20 protein-coding genes are annotated in these 19,971 nt (G+C 63.2%); 11 read left to right on the forward strand and 9 right to left on the reverse strand.

From position 1 onward, the window contains the following. Nucleotides 1-50 precede the first annotated feature (50 nt). Together R2E40_RS17040 and R2E40_RS17045 are read right to left on the reverse strand one after the other, a co-directional pair. Complete coding sequence (locus tag R2E40_RS17040) at nucleotides 51-521, reverse strand: YMGG-like glycine zipper-containing protein (protein ID WP_017409236.1); 471 nt, start codon at nucleotides 519-521, stop codon at nucleotides 51-53. A gap of 209 nt (nucleotides 522-730) precedes the next feature. Next, nucleotides 731-2,284 carry a diguanylate cyclase domain-containing protein gene (locus tag R2E40_RS17045; protein WP_318163972.1) on the reverse strand — a complete coding sequence of 518 codons (1,554 nt, stop codon included), beginning with the start codon at nucleotides 2,282-2,284 and terminating at the stop codon, nucleotides 731-733. A 289-nt stretch (nucleotides 2,285-2,573) separates the two neighbouring features. Between R2E40_RS17045 and R2E40_RS17050 the strand changes: the two genes are divergently transcribed. Continuing rightward, nucleotides 2,574-3,176 carry a nitroreductase family protein gene (locus R2E40_RS17050; protein ID WP_270827278.1) on the forward strand — a complete coding sequence of 201 codons (603 nt, stop codon included), beginning with the start codon at nucleotides 2,574-2,576 and terminating at the stop codon, nucleotides 3,174-3,176. Nucleotides 3,177-3,224: 48 nt separating this feature from the next. Here R2E40_RS17050 and R2E40_RS17055 read toward each other — a convergent pair whose 3' ends face one another. Both R2E40_RS17055 and R2E40_RS17060 read right to left on the reverse strand, forming a co-directional pair. Then, nucleotides 3,225-3,875 carry an HAD-IA family hydrolase gene (locus R2E40_RS17055; protein WP_318163973.1) on the reverse strand — a complete coding sequence of 217 codons (651 nt, stop codon included), beginning with the start codon at nucleotides 3,873-3,875 and terminating at the stop codon, nucleotides 3,225-3,227. Continuing rightward, nucleotides 3,872-4,117 (reverse strand): hypothetical protein, encoded by a 246-nt coding sequence (locus R2E40_RS17060; RefSeq protein ID WP_011707010.1) that lies wholly within the window; start codon nucleotides 4,115-4,117, stop codon nucleotides 3,872-3,874. Before R2E40_RS17060 ends, R2E40_RS17055 begins: the two co-directional genes overlap by 4 nt. Before the next feature lie 117 nt (nucleotides 4,118-4,234). On the opposite strand from R2E40_RS17060, the gene R2E40_RS17065 reads away from it, so the two are divergent. Continuing rightward, on the forward strand, nucleotides 4,235-5,143 hold the full coding sequence (locus tag R2E40_RS17065) for a LysR family transcriptional regulator (RefSeq protein WP_318163974.1): 909 nt from the start codon (nucleotides 4,235-4,237) through the stop codon (nucleotides 5,141-5,143). A 71-nt stretch (nucleotides 5,144-5,214) separates the two neighbouring features. Here R2E40_RS17065 and R2E40_RS17070 read toward each other — a convergent pair whose 3' ends face one another. From R2E40_RS17070 to R2E40_RS17085, 4 genes are all read right to left on the reverse strand, one after another. Continuing rightward, entirely contained in the window at nucleotides 5,215-6,171 is a 957-nt protein-coding gene (locus tag R2E40_RS17070; RefSeq protein WP_011707012.1) for a diguanylate cyclase domain-containing protein, read from the reverse strand. Between the two features lie 160 nt (nucleotides 6,172-6,331). Then, entirely contained in the window at nucleotides 6,332-6,976 is a 645-nt protein-coding gene (locus tag R2E40_RS17075) for a cold-shock protein (protein ID WP_318163975.1), read from the reverse strand. 120 nt (nucleotides 6,977-7,096) lie between these two features. After that, nucleotides 7,097-7,663, reverse strand: coding sequence for an isochorismatase family cysteine hydrolase (locus tag R2E40_RS17080; protein WP_318163976.1), 567 nt, complete (start codon nucleotides 7,661-7,663; stop codon nucleotides 7,097-7,099). Between the two features lie 33 nt (nucleotides 7,664-7,696). Next, nucleotides 7,697-8,860, reverse strand: a complete 1,164-nt coding sequence (locus R2E40_RS17085) for an FAD-dependent oxidoreductase (RefSeq protein ID WP_318163977.1) — start codon at nucleotides 8,858-8,860, stop codon at nucleotides 7,697-7,699. A gap of 268 nt (nucleotides 8,861-9,128) precedes the next feature. Here R2E40_RS17085 and miaB point away from each other — a divergent pair, with 268 nt between their 5' ends. From miaB to lnt, 5 genes are all read left to right on the forward strand, one after another. Continuing rightward, a complete protein-coding gene (gene miaB / locus R2E40_RS17090; RefSeq protein ID WP_005298264.1) occupies nucleotides 9,129-10,562 on the forward strand; it encodes a tRNA (N6-isopentenyl adenosine(37)-C2)-methylthiotransferase MiaB in 1,434 nt (477 codons plus the stop codon). 55 nt (nucleotides 10,563-10,617) lie between these two features. Then, nucleotides 10,618-11,661, forward strand: a complete 1,044-nt coding sequence (locus R2E40_RS17095) for a PhoH family protein (RefSeq protein ID WP_318163978.1) — start codon at nucleotides 10,618-10,620, stop codon at nucleotides 11,659-11,661. Then, nucleotides 11,658-12,122: an rRNA maturation RNase YbeY gene (gene ybeY / locus R2E40_RS17100; protein WP_017764960.1), complete on the forward strand. Its 465-nt coding sequence runs from the start codon at nucleotides 11,658-11,660 to the stop codon at nucleotides 12,120-12,122. The genes R2E40_RS17095 and ybeY overlap by 4 nt, the downstream gene beginning before the upstream one ends. Before the next feature lie 95 nt (nucleotides 12,123-12,217). Then, nucleotides 12,218-13,102 carry a CNNM family magnesium/cobalt transport protein CorC gene (gene corC / locus R2E40_RS17105; protein WP_207136681.1) on the forward strand — a complete coding sequence of 295 codons (885 nt, stop codon included), beginning with the start codon at nucleotides 12,218-12,220 and terminating at the stop codon, nucleotides 13,100-13,102. 207 nt (nucleotides 13,103-13,309) lie between these two features. Further along, complete coding sequence (lnt, locus tag R2E40_RS17110) at nucleotides 13,310-14,854, forward strand: apolipoprotein N-acyltransferase (RefSeq protein ID WP_318163979.1); 1,545 nt, start codon at nucleotides 13,310-13,312, stop codon at nucleotides 14,852-14,854. An 87-nt stretch (nucleotides 14,855-14,941) separates the two neighbouring features. Here the strand turns inward: lnt and R2E40_RS17115 are convergent, their stop codons facing one another. Next, nucleotides 14,942-15,430: a zinc ribbon-containing protein gene (locus R2E40_RS17115; protein ID WP_005298255.1), complete on the reverse strand. Its 489-nt coding sequence runs from the start codon at nucleotides 15,428-15,430 to the stop codon at nucleotides 14,942-14,944. Between the two features lie 145 nt (nucleotides 15,431-15,575). Here R2E40_RS17115 and leuS point away from each other — a divergent pair, with 145 nt between their 5' ends. From leuS to holA, 4 genes are all read left to right on the forward strand, one after another. Continuing rightward, a complete protein-coding gene (gene leuS / locus R2E40_RS17120; protein ID WP_318163980.1) occupies nucleotides 15,576-18,155 on the forward strand; it encodes a leucine--tRNA ligase in 2,580 nt (859 codons plus the stop codon). Between the two features lie 117 nt (nucleotides 18,156-18,272). Next, on the forward strand, nucleotides 18,273-18,755 hold the full coding sequence (gene lptE, locus R2E40_RS17125; protein ID WP_016351676.1) for an LPS assembly lipoprotein LptE: 483 nt from the start codon (nucleotides 18,273-18,275) through the stop codon (nucleotides 18,753-18,755). Nucleotides 18,756-18,782: 27 nt separating this feature from the next. Continuing rightward, nucleotides 18,783-18,926: a DNA polymerase III subunit delta gene (locus R2E40_RS17130; RefSeq protein ID WP_412055132.1), complete on the forward strand. Its 144-nt coding sequence runs from the start codon at nucleotides 18,783-18,785 to the stop codon at nucleotides 18,924-18,926. After that, a complete protein-coding gene (gene holA / locus R2E40_RS17135) occupies nucleotides 18,926-19,957 on the forward strand; it encodes a DNA polymerase III subunit delta (RefSeq protein WP_011707024.1) in 1,032 nt (343 codons plus the stop codon). Before R2E40_RS17130 ends, holA begins: the two co-directional genes overlap by 1 nt. Nucleotides 19,958-19,971 lie beyond the last annotated feature (14 nt).

The raw sequence follows: 19,971 nt of genomic DNA on the forward strand, positions 1-19,971 counted from the left end.
CCAAACAAAAGAGAGGGGCCTGTCGGCCCCTCTCTCATTGCTGGCAGCGATCAATCATCGTCGTGCCATCTGTGTTTCTTGTGCTTCTTGTGTTTCTTGTGGTGCCTGTGCTCATCGTCGTAGTAACGATCGTTGTTGCTCTTGTGGCCATCGCCAGTCTTGGCGCCGATGGCGGAGCCGCTGGCCCCGCCGACGCCGGCCCCGATCAGCTGACCCGTGCTGCCACCCACGCTCTTGCCGATGGCCGCGCCACCGAGGGCCCCGACCGCGCCACCAAGGGCCGCTTCATTCTTGTTGCCCTTGTTGGCCGTGGCGGCGCCACCAGCCGCACCGCCCAGCGCCGCCCCCACCAGGGCGCCGGTATCACCGCCCAGCTCCTTGCCGATCATGGTGCCGGCCACGCCACCCGCACCGCCACCGAGGATGGTATTGAGTGTCTCCGAGGCCTGCGCTACGCCGCTGACCAGCAGCAGTGAGCCCAGCAGGGCCAGGGCGCTCATGCCACGCTTGTTCATCTCCATGGGGTACTCCTGTCAAACCTGATTAATTTCCCCGAACTATACGATTCCCGCCAAAGGGCGCCACTGTCGCAGGAGAGCGACACCGCCTCCCGCACCGCCTTCGATGTCGGTCAATTAGCTCATAAGATGTTGAATCTAAATACGTAAATGACATCGTATGGAAATTGGGCAGTGAACGGTGCCGGGACCCACCGAGCGGCAGGGGTCGCTTAGCCGTTATTCATATGACAGGATCTGTCAGCACCCTGCTCCTGCCGGGTCCGCTCCGTCAAAGACCAGCCATCGCGCCCCAGCCGCTTGCTCCGATAGAGACACTCGTCGGCCCGCTCGAACAGCAGCACACCGTCATCCGGGCTGTGGGCGCCGCCCACGCTCAGGGTCACCGCCTCGCGAAACTCGCGCCACTGCTGATTGCGCACCCGCGCCAGCAGCCGGGTCAACCCGGCCTCCAGCTCGCTGCGCGGCCAGGGCAGCAGGGCGGCGAACTCGTCTCCCCCGATCCGGTAGACGCAGCCACTGCCCAGCTCCGCCACCAGCAGCTCGGCTACCCGGCAGAGCACGCCGTCCCCCACCGTGTGCCCCCAGTTGTCATTGATGCGCTTGAAGTTGTCGACGTCGAACAGCAGCAGCCAATGGGGAGTGGCGCTCTCCTCCAGTTCGCTGCGACGCTGGGTGAAGGCCCGTCGGTTCATGATGCCGGTGAGGGGGTCGTGCAGCAGGGCATCCTGCCCCTGCAGAAAGCTGGCCCGCACCTGATCTATCTCGCTCAGGCTGCTGTGCACGAACCAGGTCTTCAGCTGGCAGGGAGTCTGGGTCGGATCCCGCACTATGCCGGTCAGCGAGCCAGCCACCAGCGCCTGCTCCTGATTGAATACCCGCACCAGAAAGTTGATGCTGCAAAACCAGATGGCAAACAGCGAGAGCAGCGGCAGCACCACCATCAGCAGGGCCTCCTCGAGGCCGTCGTGAAACAGCTCGGGCGGCAGATAGATGTTGAGATCCCAGTCGATCCCCTCCAGCTCCCGGCGCAGATGGCGGCCATGCCAGATCACCTCCAGTCCGCTGCCCACCACGCCCACCGTGGTCACTGGCGGCTGATAGAGCGCCATGTTGCAGCCCACCACCAGCTGATCTCCCCCCCGCGAGCTGATGTAGATGGCCGCCTGGTTGCGACCCATGGCCCGCTGCAGTGCCTGCTGGATGGCGTTGAACGACATGTCGACCATCAGCAGGCCGAGCAGCTGACCATCCAGCCCCTTTACCCGCTTGATCAGGGTCAGGATCTGCTTGTCCGAGCCGTACTCCTGATAGGGACCCAACCAGATGAGCTCATCCCCCGGCATCGACAGCGCCCGATACCAGGGCCGGCTGGCGGCGCGATACTCGGCCGGCTGCTGCCAGGCCGGGTAGCTGCTGATGCGGTCCATCTGCGGGTTGTAGAAGTAGATGTAGTGGCTGTCGCGCTTGATCTGGTGGGCAATGGCCCAGAGCGGGTTGTCGGCCGGCTCGCCGCGGGCGATGGCGGCCTTGTCCAGCGACGCTTCCAGCACCGCCAGCTGACGCTGGTTGGCCAGCACCAGCTCGTGGATCAGGGCCGCATCGAGGGAGGAGAGCATGTGGCCGTAGCCGGCCACCGTCTTGTCGATGCTGCGCAGATAGCTGACCGTCGCCAGGGCCAGGGTCACCACCAGCACCAGGGTGCCCAGCAACAGACTAAATGAGGTCAACAGGTAGTAACGCCGACTAATCAGCCACTGAAACATCAACACCCCGATAGAAATACTGGAATGCGGAGATCTTATGGTTGCCGGCAAAAATTATTCATTGATTAAAATCAGCCCTCATGCCGGCCAATTGATAAAAAACATATAAACGTGATACTGCTCATCCATGCCGTGGATATGCATATCAACAAAAAGTAAAAACAGTGACCACTGTGCGTTGACGGCTAACCAGGAAGGGGGTGTTATAGTCTATAGCTTGAACAATCGGAGCCGGATGGCCTTGCCAAGGACCACCGCAGACGATTCCCTGTCAAACAAAGGAGATGTTATGAGCAGTCCGTTTATCGAACAGATCAAAGTACGTCGTACCATCTATGCCCTGGGTGACCAGGTTTCCCATACGCCGGAGCAGCTGACCACTCTCATCCAGGATGCCATCAAGCACAGCCCCTCCTCGTTCAACTCCCAGAGCTCCCGCGCCGTCATCCTGTTTGGCGCCCAGCACCACAAGCTGTGGGACATCGTCAAAGCCGAGCTGAAGAAGATAGTGCCGCCGGAAGCCTATCCCCAGAGCGAAGCCAAGGTGGACGGCAGCTTCCGCGCAGGTTTCGGCACCGTGCTCTTCTTCGAGGACACCGACGTCATCAAGGATCTGCAGCAAAAATTCGCCCTCTACGCCGACAACTTCCCCATCTGGTCGGAACATGCCACCGGCATCGCCCAGTTCGCGGTCTGGACCACCCTGGCCCAGGAGAAGATCGGCGCCTCCCTGCAGCACTACAACCCGCTCATCGACCAGGCGGTACACAAGGAGTGGAATCTGCCCGCCAGCTGGCTGCTGCGTGCCCAGATGCCCTTTGGCAGCATCAAGCAACCGGCCGGTGACAAGACCTTCATGGACGACGCCGTGCGTTTTCGCGTGTTCAAATAAGCGCGTCGCCCACCACCCAAGCCCCCGCTCGACGGGGGCTTTTTGTTGTCAGGCCAGCAGCGTCAGCTGCAGACCAGCCGCCTCCTCTACCACGCTCACCTGACGCCAGTCCTGGATCAGGGTACTGATGTTCGGATCCAGCCGCTGCCTTCCCCCCACCTGTACCACGCGGCAACCCGCCCGCAGGGCACTGGTGATGCCGGCTGGCGCATCCTCGAACACCAGGCAATCGGCCGCCGCCAGCCCCAGACGCTCGGCCGCCAGCAGGTAGGGCTCGGGATCCGGCTTGCCATGCACCACATCCTCGGCCCCCACCAGCAGGGCGGGCAACGGCAGAGCGGCACTGCGCAGCCGATGACGGGCCACCCGCTGGCTGGCGGAGGTCACCAGCGCCCAGCGCTCGCTCGGCAAACCTGCCAGCAGAGCCCGGGCACCGGCGATGGCCTCCGCCTGGCCGGTATGGTTGATCTCCAGCTCGTCGAGCAGGGCTACCTCCTGCGCCATCTCCAGTTGCGGGGCCAAGGCACGGAGCACCTCTCGCGAGCGCACCCCGTGGCACATGGCCAGCACCGGCTCGGGCGCCAGCTGATGGCGGCGGCACCAGAGCCGCCATACCGTCTCCACTTCACCGGTGGAGTGCACCAGGGTGCCATCCATGTCCAGCAACAGGGCGCTGGCCCGCAGCACAAGCCGGCTCATGCGCCGACCCCTGCCAGGCCGGGTTCGCTCCCCGCCAGAATATCGCCGAAGGCCCGCCGCTGGGCCGCCTGTTCATAGCAGGCCAGCGCCTGTTCGGCATTGCTCGCCCAGACTTGCAAGGGGCCGACCGCAAAGCCCTGCTGCAGCAGACTGGTAAGCAGTTCCCCCGTCTCCGGCGCAGCCAGCGGCTGGGCCAGTACCAGGGTTCCCTTGATCAAAAACAGATAGCGTTCGGCAGGCATGAGATGACTCCTTGTGACGGATCGGATGGGGCCAATGGGGCCCGCTACCAGACCATTAGAACAAGGCAATTAGATAATTTATAATCACAAAATGGCCACTTTAGATAACCATATGGAATGAAATTCGATCTGAAGCAACTGCAGGCATTCGTCACCCTGGCCGACACAGCCAACTACCGGGAGGCCGCCAACCGGCTGTTCATCACCCAGCCGGCGCTCACCAAGCAGATCCAGGGGCTGGAGCAGACCCTCGGCAGTACCCTGTTCAACCGGGGTCGCCACGGCGCCGAGCTGACCGCCATCGGCGCCCAGCTGCTCACCCAGGCGAGCGCCCTGGTCAAGCACGGCAAGGGCTTTGAACGCCACGCCATGGCGTTGGCCAGCGGCATCGCCGGGCGCCTCAAGATTGGTTTCGGTCTATCGAGCTTCGCGCTGGCACCGGCACTGGTGGCCAGCTTCAAGCAGCAGGTGCCCGAGGTGATGGTACATCTACAGGACATGACCTCCGCCATCCAGCAGGAACGGCTGCTCTCGGGCCAGCTGCAGCTCGGCTTCATGCGCAGGCCCCAGGCGCCGCAGTTGCAGGAGCACAGACTGCTGACCGATCGGCTGGTGCTGGCGGTGCCAACCCTGATGACCCGGCCGGATCCGGCCGCCTTCGATGTGGAGCAGGCGCTGGCCAGCCAGCCCTTGCTGCAGATGGTTGGCCACCGCTGCCCCGGCCTTAGTCAGCAGATCGCCGGCTTCCTCGGCGCCAACCGGCTGACCGGCATGACCCAGGAGGCGGAGGATATCCAGACCCTGGTGGCGCTGGTGGCCGCCGGCATCGGCAACGCCATCCTGCCGCGCAGCGTCAGCTTCATCGCCGGCCCGGACGTCACCCTCTACCCCTTGTCCGGCCCCTGCTCCGAGTGGGAGATAAGCCTGGTGTGGAACCCGGAATTTGCCGATCCCATCCGCGATCGCTTCGTGCAGCTGGTCATCGATGCCCACCCGGCGCCGCAGCCAGCCCTGCCGGGTCGCTGATGCGATAGGTTCAGGGAGCCGATATCAGGGGACAGGCGAGGTATCGCCACGGGGGGTGTGGCAATCGAGTATCAGGCGGCCGGCAGCGCGCTGCAGCTGACGCAGTGGCAGCGATTCTTGCCCCCCTGCTTGGCCAGATAGAGCGCCATGTCGGCGGCGGTCAGCAGCTCCTCTTCCGAGACGCGGGCCTGCTGCGGCAACAGGGTGGCAATGCCGACGCTGGCGCTGAGTCTAAGCCCATCCGCCCCCGGGATCAGCAGCTCGCCGATGCCGACGCGAATGGCCTCCCCCATGCGGGAGGCGGCCTCGTCCCCGGTGTTGCCGAGGATCAGGGCAAATTCGTCGCCGCCGAAGCGGCACGGCAGATCGGTGGCCCGCTGGCAGAAGGTGCTCAGCAGCTGACCCACCTGCTGCAAGAAACCGTCCCCGACCTGATGGCCGAAGTGGTCGTTGCACAGCTTGAAGTTGTCCAGATCCAGCATGATGAAGGAGATGGGGGTCTGTTCGCGCATGCTGCGCCGCCACTCGTTGTGCAGAAAGCTGTTGAACAGCCGCCGGTTCGCCAGCCCGGTCAGCGGGTCGTGCAGGGAGAGGTAGGCCATGTCCAGCTCCTGCAGCTTGCGTTCGGTAACGTTGATGTGGCTGATGGTGTAGAACTCGACCTCGATACCGGGGATGGCAGAGACCCGCATCATGAACCAGCGCTGGGTATCCGGGCTGTGACAGGGGTACTCCAGATGAAAGTGCTGCTGCTCGTGGCGCAGTACCCGCCGGATCCCCTCGGCCGCCATCTGGGCCAGCGGCTCCACCGAGTTGTCGCACACCCTCAGATAGTTGACGCCCAGCCAGTCGTACCCCTCCGGCATGCCGTTCTGTTCGGCGAAGCTATTCCAGGCGAGATTGGTGTAGTGGATGACGCCATCCCGATCGATCACCGAGATCTGCTCCTCCAGCGAATTGAGCAATGCAGACAGGTATTGCGCCCGATCGGAGAAGTGAAACAGTGATCCCTGAAAATAGTCCGCCATGACCCTGCTCCTCACCCAACAACGACGTACCGCACCTGCCGCAACCACCAGCCTAATGCCGGTGTTCCCTCCATGACGAAGGGGCATCGGCGGCCATGGCCCGCCCCCGGCCTGCAAGATAAAGATAGATGATCAACCACTTGCACCGGCCCCATCCCCGCTAGTGGCCACACCACTGGCTTTCACAAGGAATCCCGTTCCCTCGTCCTCTGCCGTCCATCTTGGTATTGGGGCAGTTTTGCAAAAACCAGGTCGCCTCCTCGCAGGAGGTCATCTGGGAGCAGTACTGCCGACCGTCGCACTGACGGACGAAGGTGGGCGCCGCCTGCGGGCTGTCTGTGCTGTCCGCCGCCTGCTGACTGAAAGAAGAGCTTGGCGAAGGCGAGACCGACTCGGCCGAGAAGCGGGAGTAAATGGAGAAGATCCCGGCCAGCACCAGCAGCGGGATCAGCTTGCCGCGCCAATTGCTGCGGCGCCGATAGACGGGGCGCGGGCGTGCCCTGGCTGGCGTCGGCCGCTCCCCGGCCACAGCCTGTCTGCCCACAGAAGGCGCTGGTTGGGCGCCTGCCAGCGACAGCGGTCGATCCACAAAGAACACCTGCTCGGCCCTGAGTTTGCCATCCTGGCCGCTGCCAAGCTGATAGGAGACCCGCTCGCCAATCTTGGGCAGCGAGCCATCTGACTGCAGCGCCGAGATGTGCACGAACAGCTCGGCTCCTTTTGGCTCGCCATCCCCCTGCTCGGGGGCGATAAAACCAAAGCCGCGCGCCTCGTTCCAGCGCACGATCCGTCCCTGATAACGCATGCCCTCATCCTTGTGGCCATCGATGCTCGCTTCATGTTGCCCAAAATGGCTGCGACCCGACAGGGGGCCGCAGACAATATGAATGTCAAAACAGTGAGCAAGCTCCGCTTGCCGCCGGGATCAGGCCAGCTGGGCCACCTTGCAGACCTCGGCGATACGGCCGAGCATCCGCAGCGAGGCATGGTGCTCATTGGCATCCGCCGCCGCGCAGGCATCCTCCAGGATGGTGATGGCGTAGTCCCGATCATGCCCCTCCCGCGCCGCCGCCTGAATGGCCCAACTGGTACTCACCCCGCACAGATAGAGGTGGTCGATGTGATTGGCCCGCAGCGCCGGCTCCAGCGCGGTGCCGTAGAAGGGGCTGACCCTGGGCTTGGTCAGCACCAGATCGCCGGGCTGCACGTCGAGGTCGGCGTGAAAGTCGGTGCCGCCATCACCAAGCGACAGCGCCCCGAACTGGTGAGCCCGACCAAACATGGGTGAGCCCTTGGGCTGCAGCAGATAGTGCGGGTCAAAACCCACCTTGATCAGCACCACCAGCCAGCCGTGGGCGCGGGCATGGGCCAGCGCCTGATTGGCGTGCACGATGGCGTCCTGTTCCAGCACATGGGCCGCCGAGGCGGCGATGCGCCCGTCCGGGTGGGCGATGTCGTTGATGAAATCGATCACCAGCAATGCCTTGTTCATGCTGCCTGCTCCCTCATGATGGCGCCGCGCGCCTTAAACCAGCCCCAGCGCATAGCGTAGCGCCATCTCCTTGAGCGGGCCTGCCTTGTCCGCCAGATTGAGGGCCAGGTTGCGCGCCAGCTTGAGCGGGCCTATCTCGTTGCTGAACACCCCGTAGAAGAGATCCATCCCCGACTGCATCAACAGGTTGTCGGGGCGGCGACGCCGCTCATAGCGCCCGGCCAGCGCCAGCTGATGCCAGTCGGCCCCGGCCCCTTGCAGCAGATCGCGCCAGCAGGCCACGTCCTTGAAGCCGAGGTTGACCCCCTGCCCCGCCAGCGGATTGATGGTGTGGGCGGCATCGCCCAGCAGCACCACCCGGCCGGCGTGGTAGTCGTTGGCGTGGCGGCGCACCAGCGGGAAGCTCCCCTTGGCCGTCACGGCAAACCCGCCGAGCCGGCTCGGGAAGTGGCGGCACACCTCGGCGGCCAGCCCCTCGTTGCTCATGGCAGCCAGCGCCCGGATGCGGGCCGGACTGTCATACCACACCAGGGAGCCGTGTCGGCCCGGCAGCGGCAGGAAGGCGCGCGGGCCGCTCGGGGTAAACTGCTGCCAGGTGATGTCTTCCTGCGCGAAGTCGGTGTCGATGTTGATCAGCATGCAGTGCTGGCGGTACTCAAAGCGCGACACCCCGATGCCGGCCAGCTTGCGAGTGTGGGATTCAGCGCCATCGCAGGCCAGCACCCAGCGGGCGGCCAGCTCGCTGCCATCATCCAGGGTCAGCACCGCCTCGTCCGCGCTCTGGCGCAGGCTCTTGACCGCCGCCGGGGTATGGGTCTGGATGTTGGGAAAATCCTCCATCCGCTTGAGCAGGGCGAGCTGCACCAGCCGGTTCTCGATGATGTAGCCGAGCTGCGGCAGACCGAGGTCGGCGGCGTTGAAGCGGGTGGCGAAGCCGTCCAGCTCCCAGGTTTCCAGCCGGCGATAGGGGCACAGCCGCATCTGTTGCAGGTGCTGCCAGGCGCCGGCCTGCTCCAGCAGCGCCACCGACGCCTGGCTGATGGCGGAGACCCGCAGATCCAGCGGCTGCTCGGGGGCGTATTGCTCCGGCAGCCGGGTCTCGATGACCCGCACCGACAGACCCTGCGCCGCCAGCAGACAGGCGGTGGCGGCGCCGACCATGCCGGCCCCGACGATGGCGATATCACACTGTTCCATAACTTGATTCCTGCAAGGGGTGGGTCCGGGCAAGGGGAAAAACACAGCCGGACCGAATGGTCACATGATACCGCAAGGGGCGCCGAGAAACAGTGAAGGCAGTGGAGAATTAGTGCGCCAAATCAAGGAGAAAGCCGATGCCTCTCGGGGCGGCTACGGCTGCGTTCCGGCCATGGCGGGCTGGATATTTGCTAGGCAGTCTCCGGATTGCGGAGTAAAATGCCCGGTCCTTTGACCATGCCGCATTCAAAACAAGTCAAGAGAAGCAATGAGCAAGAAACTTCACATTAAAACCTGGGGCTGCCAGATGAACGAGTACGACTCGTCCAAGATGGCCGACCTGTTGGATGCCAGCAATGGCTACACGCTGACCGAAGAGCCCGAAGAGGCAGACGTCTTGCTGCTCAACACCTGCTCCATCCGCGAAAAGGCGCAGGAGAAGGTGTTCCACCAGCTGGGACGCTGGAAAAAACTGAAAGCGAACAAGCCCGGTCTGGTGATCGGCGTGGGCGGCTGCGTCGCCTCCCAGGAGGGGGACAACATTCGCACCCGCGCCCCCTATGTGGACATAGTGTTCGGTCCGCAGACCCTGCATCGCCTGCCCACCATGATCAAGCAGGTCCAGGAGGGACGTGGCGCCCAGGTGGACGTCGCCTTCCCCGAAATCGAGAAGTTCGACAGCCTGCCCGAGCCGCGCGCCGAAGGGGCGACCGCCTTCGTCTCCATCATGGAAGGCTGCTCCAAATACTGCTCCTTCTGCGTGGTGCCCTACACCCGCGGCGAGGAGGTGAGCCGACCGCTGGACGACGTGCTCTATGAAATTGCCCAGCTCGCCCAGCAGGGCGTGCGCGAAGTGAATCTGCTCGGCCAGAACGTCAACGCCTACCGGGGCCCGACCTTCGACGGCGGCATCTGCACCTTCGCCGAGCTGCTGCGACTGGTGGCCGCCATCGACGGCATCGATCGCATTCGCTACACCACCAGCCACCCCATCGAGTTCACCGACGACATCATCGAGGTCTACAAGGACACCCCGGAAGTGGTCAGCTTCCTGCACCTGCCGGTGCAGAGTGGCTCCGACCGCATCCTGACCATGATGAAGCGCCCGCACACCGTGCTGGAGTACAAGTCCAAGATCCGCCGCCTGCGTGCCGCCCGTCCCGACATTACCATCAGTTCCGACTTCATCGTCGGCTTCCCGAACGAGACGGACGAGGATTTCGAGGCCACCATGAAACTCATCGAGGATATCAACTTCGACATGAGCTTCAGCTTCATCTACAGCCCGCGCCCCGGTACCCCGGCCGCCGACCTGCCCGATGACGTCGACATGGAGGTGAAGAAAGCCCGCCTGAGCCGCCTGCAGCACGTCATCAACAACCAGGCGATGCAGATTGGCCGCGCCATGCTGGGCTCCACCCAGCGCATCCTGGTGGAAGGCCCCTCCAAGCTCGACCCCATGCAGCTGTGCGGCCGCACCGAGAACAACCGGGTGGTCAACTTCGAAGGCCCGCATACCCTGATCGGCGGCTTTGCCGACGTGGAGATCACCGAGGTGCGTCCCAACTCCCTGCGCGGCAAATTCCTGCGCGGCGAGAACGAGATGAACCTGCGCATCGCCACCGCCCCGAGCGAGATCCTCGCCCGCCGCCCGGACAACGTACCGGACCAGCTGGGCGTGGCCGCCTTCACTCCCCACTAATCTGTTCACCCCATCCGGCCCCGGCCGGATGGGATCGCGTCAAGACGAGGACACTTTGAGCCGACACCTCTCGACCCTGAATTTGCATCTGGAACCCGCCGACAACCAGCGTCTCGCCAGTCTGTGCGGTCCGTTCGATGACAACGTCAAACAGCTGGAGCGCCGCCTCGGCGTCGAGATCAGCTACCGCGACAACCACTTCCAGCTGCTGGGCAAGCAAGCCCAGGTGGACGCGGCCGCCGTCATCATCAAGCACCTCTATGTGGAAACCCAGCCGCTCAAGGGCGGCAAGGTGACCGACATCACCCCCGACATGGTCCATCTGGCCATTCAGGAGTCGCGGGTGCTGGAGCAGGATGACGAGCCGGCGCCGAGCATCCCCTATGGCAAGGAGGTGACGGTCAAGACCAAGCGTGGCCTCATCAAACCGCGTAGCCCCAACCAGGCCCAGTACATCGCCAATATCGTGCGCCACGACATCTGCTTCGGCATAGGCCCTGCAGGAACAGGCAAGACCTATCTGGCGGTAGCGGCGGCGGTGGATGCGCTGGAGCGCCAGGAGATCCGCCGCATTCTGCTGACCCGGCCGGCGGTGGAAGCAGGCGAGAAGCTCGGCTTCCTGCCAGGCGATCTCTCCCAGAAGGTGGACCCCTACCTGCGCCCGCTCTACGACGCCCTGTTCGAGATGCTGGGCTTTGAGCGGGTGGAGAAGCTGATGGAGCGCAACATCATCGAGGTGGCGCCGCTCGCCTACATGCGTGGTCGAACCCTCAATGACGCCTTCATCATCCTGGACGAGGCCCAGAACACCACCACCGAGCAGATGAAGATGTTCCTGACCCGCATCGGCTTCAACTCCAAGGCGGTGGTGACCGGTGACATCACCCAGATAGACCTGCCCCGCAACCAGAAATCGGGCCTGCGCCACGCGCTGGAAGTGCTGCAGAATGTCGACGGCCTGTCATTCAACTTCTTCCAGTCCGCCGACGTGGTCCGCCACCCTGTGGTGGCCCGCATCGTGCAGGCCTACGAGGCGTTCGATGCCAAACAGGCGGCCGACAAAGTCGCCACCCACACCAGCAAAGAGAGTGCCCAATGAGCGTGACCCTGGATCTGCAACTGGCCAGTGCCAGCACCGACGGCCTGCCGAGCGAGGCCCAGCTGCAGGGCTGGCTCGACGGCACCATTCTCGGCTTCCAGCAGGAGGCCGAAGTGACGGTGCGCATCGTCGACGAGGCGGAGAGCAACGAGCTCAACCTCACCTATCGCGGCAAGGACAAGCCCACCAACGTGCTCTCTTTCCCGTTCGAGGCACCGCCCGGTCTGGAGCTGCCGCTGCTCGGCGATCTGGTGATCTGCCGCCAGGTGGTGGAGCGCGAAGCCATTGAGCAGGGCAAGCCGCTGATGGCCCACTGGGCCCACATGGTTGTGCACGGCAGTCTCCATCTGCTAGGTTATGACCATATCGAGGATGACGAGGCCGAAGAGATGGAAGCGCTCGAGCGCGACATCATGCAGGAGCTCGGTTTCGCCGATCCTTATCTGAACGACGAAGAGTAAACCGCGGGATGGTCATCGCCTTGAAACAGCCGATGGTCATCCTCATATAGCCACAACGATTTCAAGTGTGTTCATACGAGTAACCAAGAGAGAAAATGACCGACGATCACCCTAGTACCGGCTCGCCGAAGAAAACCTGGCTCGACAAACTCAGCCAACTCTTCCAGGGCGAGCCAAAAGACCGCAACGATTTGGTGGAAGTGATAGCCGACGCCGAAGAGCGCGATCTCATCGATCAGGACACCAAGGACATGATCGAGGGGGTGCTCGAAATTGCCGAGCTGCGCGTGCGCGACATCATGATCCCCCGCTCCCAGATGGTGACCATCGAGAAATCCCAGCCGGTGGACGAGATCCTGCCGGTGATCATCGAGTCGGGCCACTCCCGCTTTCCGGTGATCAACGAGGACAAGGATCACGTGGAGGGCATCTTGCTCGCCAAGGATCTGCTGCCGTTCGGGTTTGGCGGCCACCATGCCAGCGAGCCGCTGCAACTGGAGAATATCCTGCGCCCCACGGTGATCGTGCCCGAGAGCAAACGGGTCGACCGGCTGCTCAAGGAGTTTCGCGAAGAGCGTTACCACATGGCCATCGTGGTGGACGAGTTCGGCGGCGTCTCCGGTCTGGTGACCATCGAGGACATCCTCGAGCTCATCGTCGGCGAGATCGACGACGAATTCGACGACATCGAGGATGAGCCGGACGAGATCCGCCGCATCAGCAAGCGGGTGTTCGCCGTCAGCGCCCTCACCGAGATCGAAGATTTCAACGACTTCTTCGGCACCCAGTTCAGCGATGAAGAGGTGGATACGGTGGGCGGTCTGGTGATGCACGCCTTCAGCCACCTGCCCAAGAAGGGCGAGGAGATCGAGCTGGAAGGCTACCTGTTCAAGGTGATGCACGCCGACAAGCGCCGCCTACAACAGCTGCAGGTGAAGATCCCCGACAACCATGTCGCGGCCCAGTCCGAGGCCCAATAAGCCTTGCTCCGTGCCAACAGCGCCCCGCCCGTCGGGGCGCTGTTCGTTTGGCCGCACGCCCCTGCTTTCTACCGTTCAAAGAGCCCGTCATCTCCCTTTTATCCCCTCGCTCCGGGCCGTCGGCCGGGAGGCTCGCCGTTGACCGCCTTTACGGGTTAAGATACCGGCCACTCAACCCATTGCAGTTCAATCCGAGCCTTATCGCCCGTGAAATTACAGCCCGTGAAATCAAAACTCCTGACCAGCCTGTTTGCCATGGCCTCTGGCGCCATCGCCGTGCTCGCCTTCTCGCCCTTCAACTACTGGCCGCTGGTGATCCCCTCCCTGCTCGGTCTCTACGCCCTGCTGGACAAGGCCAACCCCAAGCAGGCGGCCTGGCGCGGCTTTGGCTACGCCATGGGGCTGTTTTTGCCGGGGCTGTGGTGGATCCACGTCAGCATGACCATGTTCGGCGGCATTCCGCTGCCGGTGGCCTTTGTGCTGCTGACCGGGCTGTCGGCCTATCTGGCGCTCTACCCGACCCTGGCCTGCTGGGCCTTCGCCCGCTTCTTCAGCGGTCGCCACTGGAGCCGCTGGCTGCTCGCCTTCCCGGCGCTCTGGCTGATGGCCGACTGGCTGCGCGGCTGGGTGATGACCGGCTTTCCCTGGCTCTGGTTCGGCTACAGCCAGATTGACGGGCCGCTCAAGGGCTTTGCTCCCATCCTCGGCGTGCAGGGCATCACTCTGGCGCTGCTGTTGACCGCCTCCGCTCTCTGGCTGCTGTGGCAGAGCCGCAAGCCGGCCTGGCTGCTGGTGCCGGTGGCCCTGGTGGGGACCGCCCAGGGGCTGATGCAGCTGAACTGGGTGACCCGCGGTGAACCGGTCAAGGTGGCGCTGGTACAGGGCAACATCGAACAGTCCCTCAAGTGGGATCCGGAGGCGCTGGTGCCGACCGTGCGCAAGTATCAGGATCTCAGCCGTGAGAACCAGGACGCCGACATCATCGTCTGGCCGGAATCGGCCATTCCGGCCATCGAGAAGGAGATGGGCAACTATCTGGAGAGCCTGGACAAGGCGATGAAGGTGAACGATACCGGCCTGCTGGCGGGGATCATCCACTACGATCTCGAGCAGCAGCGCTTCTTCAATACCGTGCTCGGCATGGGGGTGCAGGATGCGGAAGGCAAGGAGTCCTACTACTACCAGCACAAGAACCGTTACTACAAATACCACCTGCTGCCCATCGGCGAGTTCGTGCCCCTTGAAGATCTGCTGCGTCCCATCGCGCCCTTCTTCAACCTGCCCATGTCCTCCTTCAGCCGCGGTGACGAGGTGCAGCCGAACCTGATCGCCAAGGGGCTCAAGTTTGCCGCCGCCATCTGCTACGAGATCATCTTCCCGGACGAGGTGCGCCGCAACGTGCAGCCGGATACCGACTTCCTGCTGACCGTCTCCAACGACGCCTGGTTCGGCACCAGCATCGGTCCCTGGCAGCACATGGAGATCGCCCGCATGCGTGCCCTCGAGCTGGCCCGCCCGCTGCTGCGCGACACCAACACCGGCATCACCATCGTCACCGAGACTGACGGCAGCATCATCGCCCAGATCCCGCAGTTCGAGGCCGGCGTGCTGCGCACCGAGGTGCGTCCCGCCCACGGCGAGACCCCCTACCTGCGCTTTGGCAGCTGGCCCATGTATGGCATCGCCGCCCTGCTGCTGGCGCTGGGACTGGGGCTGCGCCCCCGCGCCCACCCCTGGGCGCGCAAGGGCTGACCCGGTCGTACAACCCGATAAATAAGAGAGGCGCCCTTAGGCGCCTCTTTTTATGGCTTGGCTTATGGCTTGGTACTGCCTGACTGCTTAGGGAGAGAGTGGCTCACGGTGATACTCATCGGCCCCGCACTCGGGACAGGTGCCGAGCTGTTCGGGGTGCAGCACGGTATGGCGCCACTCGCAGTGATCGCACACCAATACTCCGAGCCCCACCCAGTCGCCAGCCCGGTAGACGCCCTTGTGCTCCAGCTCGTCCGCCAGCTCCTGCCACTCCACCTGGGTGCGGTCGGTCACGTCCGCCAGCCAGGACCAGGCGGTGTCTTTGAGCGCCAGCATGAAGGCGGACTCCTCCACCTGCTCATCCTTGCGCCCCTCGTCATAGTTGCCCAGATCCCGCTTCACATACTCGGCGATCAGCGCCAGCTCGTCCTGGGTCAGATCCCCGGCCGCCTCCAGATAGGCCTGCACCTTGGCGATCATCCGGTTGAGGCGCTCCCCCTGGAACTGTTCTGTCTCTTGCCACTGCTTTTGCAGCTCGGCAATGAAGGCTTCGTACCCTTTTTGACGTTTGTCCATGGCCGTTACTCCTCTACTGAACCCTGATCAGGCCCGGCTTAAGGCCCGAGGGACGCTGGCGGTTGTTGCCGCCGCAGGATATGGGTATTCTATTGCGATTTCCCAGCTGATTTATCTATCCATTTCACAGATCCGGATGTCACCAATGCAAGAGCAATACGTTCCCCAATCCATAGAACCAGCAGTGCAAAAGCACTGGGATGCCAAGAAAACCTTCAAGGCGGTGGAGAAAGTAGACAAGGAAAAGTTCTACTGCCTCTCCATGTTCCCCTATCCGTCTGGTCGTCTACACATGGGGCACGTTCGCAACTACACCATAGGTGATGTGATCTCCCGTTATCAACGCCTCAATGGCAAGAACGTGCTGCAACCCATCGGTTGGGACGCCTTCGGCCTGCCGGCGGAAAACGCCGCCATCAAGAACAACACGGCACCGGCGCCCTGGACCTACGAAAACATCGAATACATGAAGAACCAGCTGAAGATGCTGGGTCTGGGTTATGACTGGGATCGCGAGCTGGCCACCTGCAAGCCGGACTACTACCGCTGGGAACAGTGGTTCTTCACCAAGCTTTACGAGAAGGGTCTGGTCTACAAGAAGACCTCTTCCGTCAACTGGTGCCCGAACGACATGACCGTACTGGCCAACGAGCAGGTTGTCGACAACTGCTGCTGGCGCTGTGACACCCCGGTGGAGCAGAAAGAGATCCCCCAGTGGTTCATCAAGATCACCGACTACGCCGAAGAGCTGCTGAACGATATCGACAATCTGGAAGGCTGGCCTGAGATGGTCAAGACCATGCAGCGCAACTGGATTGGCCGCTCCGAAGGGGTCAACATCAGCTTCGCCATCGAGGGTCAGGCTGAGCATCTGGAGGTCTACACCACCCGTCCGGACACCTTCATGGGCGTGACCTATGTCGGTATCGCCGCCGGCCACCCGCTGGCGCTGCAGGCAGCCGAGAGTAACCCCGAGCTCGCCGCCTTTATCGAAGAGTGCAAGAACACCAAGGTGGCCGAAGCCGAGCTCGCCACCATGGAGAAGAAGGGCATGGCCACCGGCCTCTACGCCATTCACCCGCTGGATGGCCGCAAGGTGCCGGTCTGGGTCGCCAACTTCGTGCTGATGAACTACGGCACCGGCGCCGTGATGGCGGTACCGGGCCACGACCTGCGCGACCATGAGTTCGCCACCAAGTACGGTCTCGAGATCAAGCCGGTCATCAAGCCGGTCGATGGCGAGCTGCCGAACGTGATCGACGCCGCCTACACCGACAAGGGCGTGCTGTTCAACTCAGGCGAGTTCGACGGTCTCGACTTCCAGGGCGCTTTCGATGCCATCGCCAACAAGCTGGAAGCCCTGGGCCACGGCAAGCGCACCGTCAACTACCGTCTGCGCGACTGGGGTGTCTCCCGTCAGCGCTACTGGGGCGCCCCCATCCCCATGCTGACCCTGGCTGACGGCACAGTGGTGCCGACCCCGGAAGATCAGCTGCCGGTGCTGCTGCCGGAAGACGTGGTGATGGATGGCATCCAGAGCCCGATCAAGGCCGACGCCGAGTGGGCCAAGACCACCTACAACGGCCAGGAAGCGTTCCGCGAGACCGATACCTTTGACACCTTCATGGAGTCCTCTTGGTACTACGCGCGCTACTGCTCCCCGGACTACGACAAGGGCATGCTGGACCCGGCTGCTGCCAACCACTGGCTGCCGGTGGATCAGTACATCGGCGGCATCGAGCACGCCTGTATGCACCTGCTCTACGCCCGCTTCTTCCACAAGCTGCTGCGTGATGCAGGCCTGGTCAACAGCGACGAGCCGTTCAAGCGCCTGCTCTGCCAGGGCATGGTGCTGGCCGACGCCTTCTACTACAAGGACGAGAAGGGCGGCAACGTCTGGGTCAGTCCGACCGACGTCAAGGTGGAGCGTGACGAGAAGGGTCGCATCACCAAGGCCGTCGACAATGAAGGCCGTGAAGTGATCCACTCCGGCATGACCAAGATGTCCAAGTCCAAAAACAACGGCATCGACCCGCAGCTGATGGTGGAGCGTTACGGCGCCGATACCGTGCGTCTGTTCATGATGTTCGCCTCGCCGGCCGAGATGACCCTGGAGTGGTCCGACTCCGGCGTCGAGGGTGCCCAGCGCTTCCTGCGCCGTCTGTGGCGCATCACCTTCGAGCACGTCAGTGCCGGCATAGCTCCCGCACTGAATGTGGCGGCACTCAGCGGCGACCAGAAGGCCGTGCGCCGCGAGCTGCACAAGACCATCGCCAAGGTGAGCGACGACGTGGGTCGCCGTCAGACCTTCAACACCGCCATCGCCGCCATCATGGAGCTGATGAACAACCTGGCCAAGCTGGGCAGTGACGAGCAGGATCGCGCCCTGATGCAGGAAGCGCTGGAAGCGGTCGTGGTCATGCTCTACCCCATCACCCCGCACATCGGCTTCGAGCTGTGGAAGATGCTGGGCAAGGGTGACGACGTGGATCACGCCACCTGGCCGGTGGCCGACGAAGCGGCCATGGTCGAGACCGAGAAGCTGGTGGTGGTGCAGATCAACGGCAAGATGCGCGGCAAGCTGACCGTACCGGCCGAGATCAGCCAGGCCGACGTCGAGAAGCTGGCCATGGCCGATGCCTCGGTCCAGAAGTTCACCGACGGCCTGACCGTGCGCAAGGTGATCTACGTGCCGGGCAAACTGCTCAACATCGTGGCCAACTGATGCCATACCGCCTTGCCATGCAGACTGACCGTCTGGTTGCCAGGCGGTAACAGCAAACGGATGATAACGGCGGGCCCTGCGCCCGCCGCTCTTCACTTCATGCAAAGAGGATTTTCTATGGGCACCACCCTCACTCGCTGGCTGACCATACTGCTGACCGGTCTGCTGCTGCAGGCCTGCGGTTTTCAGATGCGCGGCACCGCCATCCCGCCCGAGTTGATGACCATGAAGGTGGTCGGTGACAACAAGAGCGATTTCTATCGGCTGGTCACCACCCGCCTCAAGGCGGCCGGCGTGCAGCTCGCCGACAAGGAGGGCATCCCGGTGCTGACCCTGTCCGGCGTCGGCAGCACCAGCCAGGTCGCCTCCGTCGACTCCATCGGCCAGGCCCGTGAATACGTGCTGGGCTACAACACCCAGTTCACCGTCTCCATGCCGGGCAAACCGACCCAGGTCTTCCCCATCGCCTTCAACCGCAGTTTCCTGAACAAGCCGGACGCGGCGCTCGCCTCCTCCCGCGAGCAGGAGCAGCTTGGCAAGGAGATGCAGGAGCAGGCCGCCAACCTGGTGATCCGCCAGCTTAGCCAGGTCAAGTTCTGATGCACGTATCTTGATGAGAATGTGTTGATGAGAGTCTATCCCGAGCAGTTTGCGGATCACCTCAAAGCAGGGCTCAAGCCCTGCTATCTCATTGTTGGGGACGATCCCCTGTTCAAGAATGAGCAAGCCATCGACCGTGCATCCTTCCCCCTCAACCAGGCCAGGCTCTGATGCGGATTTACCCTGAACAACTCGCGGACCATCTCAAGGCAGGGCTCAAGCCCTGCTATCTCATTTTTGGAGACGAGCCCCTGCTCAAGCTGGAAGCCATCGATGCCGTGCGCCAGGTGGCGCGCAAACAGGGCTTCGATGAGCGCCACAGCTTCGTGGTGGAACAGGGACTGGACTGGAATCAGGTCTACGATGCCTGCCAGGCCATGAGCCTGTTCTCGGCCCGCCAGATCATCGAACTGGAGCTGCCAGCCAAGGTCGACAAGGAGTTGGCCGCCCGCATCAGCGAGATCGGCAAACAACTGCACCCCGACCTGCTGCTGGTGCTGAGCGGTAATCGCCTCAACCAGACCCAGATGAAGGCAGCCTGGTTCGACAAGCTGAGCCAGAGCGGTACCTATGTGCCGGTCAACCACCCCGAGCCCCGCTTCTTTCCGCGCTGGATGAGCGCCCGCTTCCAGCGCTTCGGGCTGAAGGCGCTGCCGGATGCGGTCAACTTCATGTGCCACTCCTACGAGGGCAACCTGCTGGCCGCCAGCCAGGAGATAGAGAAGCTGACCCTGCTCTCGCCGCCCCAGCCCATCAGCGTCGCCTATCTGCAGGAGACCATCATCCGCCACGCCCACTTCACCCCGTTCCAGCTCATCGACACTCTGCTGGAAGGGAAGGTGAATCGGGCCCAGCGCATCCTGCTGGCCCTGCGCGCCGAGGGCACCGAGCCCGGCATGCTGGCCTGGGCCTTGTGCCGCGAGCTGGAGCAGCTCACCGAGCTGGCGCTGGCGGCCAGAGCCGGTCAGCCGCTGGTGGAGCACTTCTCCCGCCTGCGCATCTGGCAGAGCCGCCAGCAACTCATTCAACAGGCGCTGACCCGGCTGCCCTTCGCCAAGCTGCAGCAGTTGTGGCAGCTGATGGCCCGGCTCGACGACGCCCAGCGTCGCTTCGATACCGAGCAGGCTTGGCTGATGCTGCAGACCCTCGCCCTCGGTTTTCGCGATGGTACCCCCTTGCCGCTGGCGGGATCTGACGCATGAGCCAGCCCGTCGAC

The organism is Aeromonas sp. CD, assembly GCF_033349375.1.
In the GTDB taxonomy this organism is placed as follows: domain Bacteria; phylum Pseudomonadota; class Gammaproteobacteria; order Enterobacterales; family Aeromonadaceae; genus Aeromonas; species Aeromonas hydrophila.

What these genes read in the sequence shown, in the direction of transcription:
- R2E40_RS17040 (WP_017409236.1), bottom strand. Translation starts at nt 521, where the DNA reads ATGGAGATGAACAAGCGTGGCATGAGCGCCCTGGCCCTGCTGGGCTCA.
- R2E40_RS17045 (WP_318163972.1), bottom strand. Translation starts at nt 2,284, where the DNA reads ATGTTTCAGTGGCTGATTAGTCGGCGTTACTACCTGTTGACCTCATTT.
- R2E40_RS17050 (WP_270827278.1), top strand. Translation starts at nt 2,574, where the DNA reads ATGAGCAGTCCGTTTATCGAACAGATCAAAGTACGTCGTACCATCTAT.
- R2E40_RS17055 (WP_318163973.1), bottom strand. Translation starts at nt 3,875, where the DNA reads ATGAGCCGGCTTGTGCTGCGGGCCAGCGCCCTGTTGCTGGACATGGAT.
- R2E40_RS17060 (WP_011707010.1), bottom strand. Translation starts at nt 4,117, where the DNA reads ATGCCTGCCGAACGCTATCTGTTTTTGATCAAGGGAACCCTGGTACTG.
- R2E40_RS17065 (WP_318163974.1), top strand. Translation starts at nt 4,235, where the DNA reads ATGAAATTCGATCTGAAGCAACTGCAGGCATTCGTCACCCTGGCCGAC.
- R2E40_RS17070 (WP_011707012.1), bottom strand. Translation starts at nt 6,171, where the DNA reads ATGGCGGACTATTTTCAGGGATCACTGTTTCACTTCTCCGATCGGGCG.
- R2E40_RS17075 (WP_318163975.1), bottom strand. Translation starts at nt 6,976, where the DNA reads ATGCGTTATCAGGGACGGATCGTGCGCTGGAACGAGGCGCGCGGCTTT.
- R2E40_RS17080 (WP_318163976.1), bottom strand. Translation starts at nt 7,663, where the DNA reads ATGAACAAGGCATTGCTGGTGATCGATTTCATCAACGACATCGCCCAC.
- R2E40_RS17085 (WP_318163977.1), bottom strand. Translation starts at nt 8,860, where the DNA reads ATGGAACAGTGTGATATCGCCATCGTCGGGGCCGGCATGGTCGGCGCC.
- miaB (WP_005298264.1), top strand. Translation starts at nt 9,129, where the DNA reads ATGAGCAAGAAACTTCACATTAAAACCTGGGGCTGCCAGATGAACGAG.
- ybeY (WP_017764960.1), top strand. Translation starts at nt 11,658, where the DNA reads ATGAGCGTGACCCTGGATCTGCAACTGGCCAGTGCCAGCACCGACGGC.
- corC (WP_207136681.1), top strand. Translation starts at nt 12,218, where the DNA reads ATGACCGACGATCACCCTAGTACCGGCTCGCCGAAGAAAACCTGGCTC.
- R2E40_RS17115 (WP_005298255.1), bottom strand. Translation starts at nt 15,430, where the DNA reads ATGGACAAACGTCAAAAAGGGTACGAAGCCTTCATTGCCGAGCTGCAA.
- leuS (WP_318163980.1), top strand. Translation starts at nt 15,576, where the DNA reads ATGCAAGAGCAATACGTTCCCCAATCCATAGAACCAGCAGTGCAAAAG.
- lptE (WP_016351676.1), top strand. Translation starts at nt 18,273, where the DNA reads ATGGGCACCACCCTCACTCGCTGGCTGACCATACTGCTGACCGGTCTG.
- R2E40_RS17130 (WP_412055132.1), top strand. Translation starts at nt 18,783, where the DNA reads ATGAGAGTCTATCCCGAGCAGTTTGCGGATCACCTCAAAGCAGGGCTC.
- holA (WP_011707024.1), top strand. Translation starts at nt 18,926, where the DNA reads ATGCGGATTTACCCTGAACAACTCGCGGACCATCTCAAGGCAGGGCTC.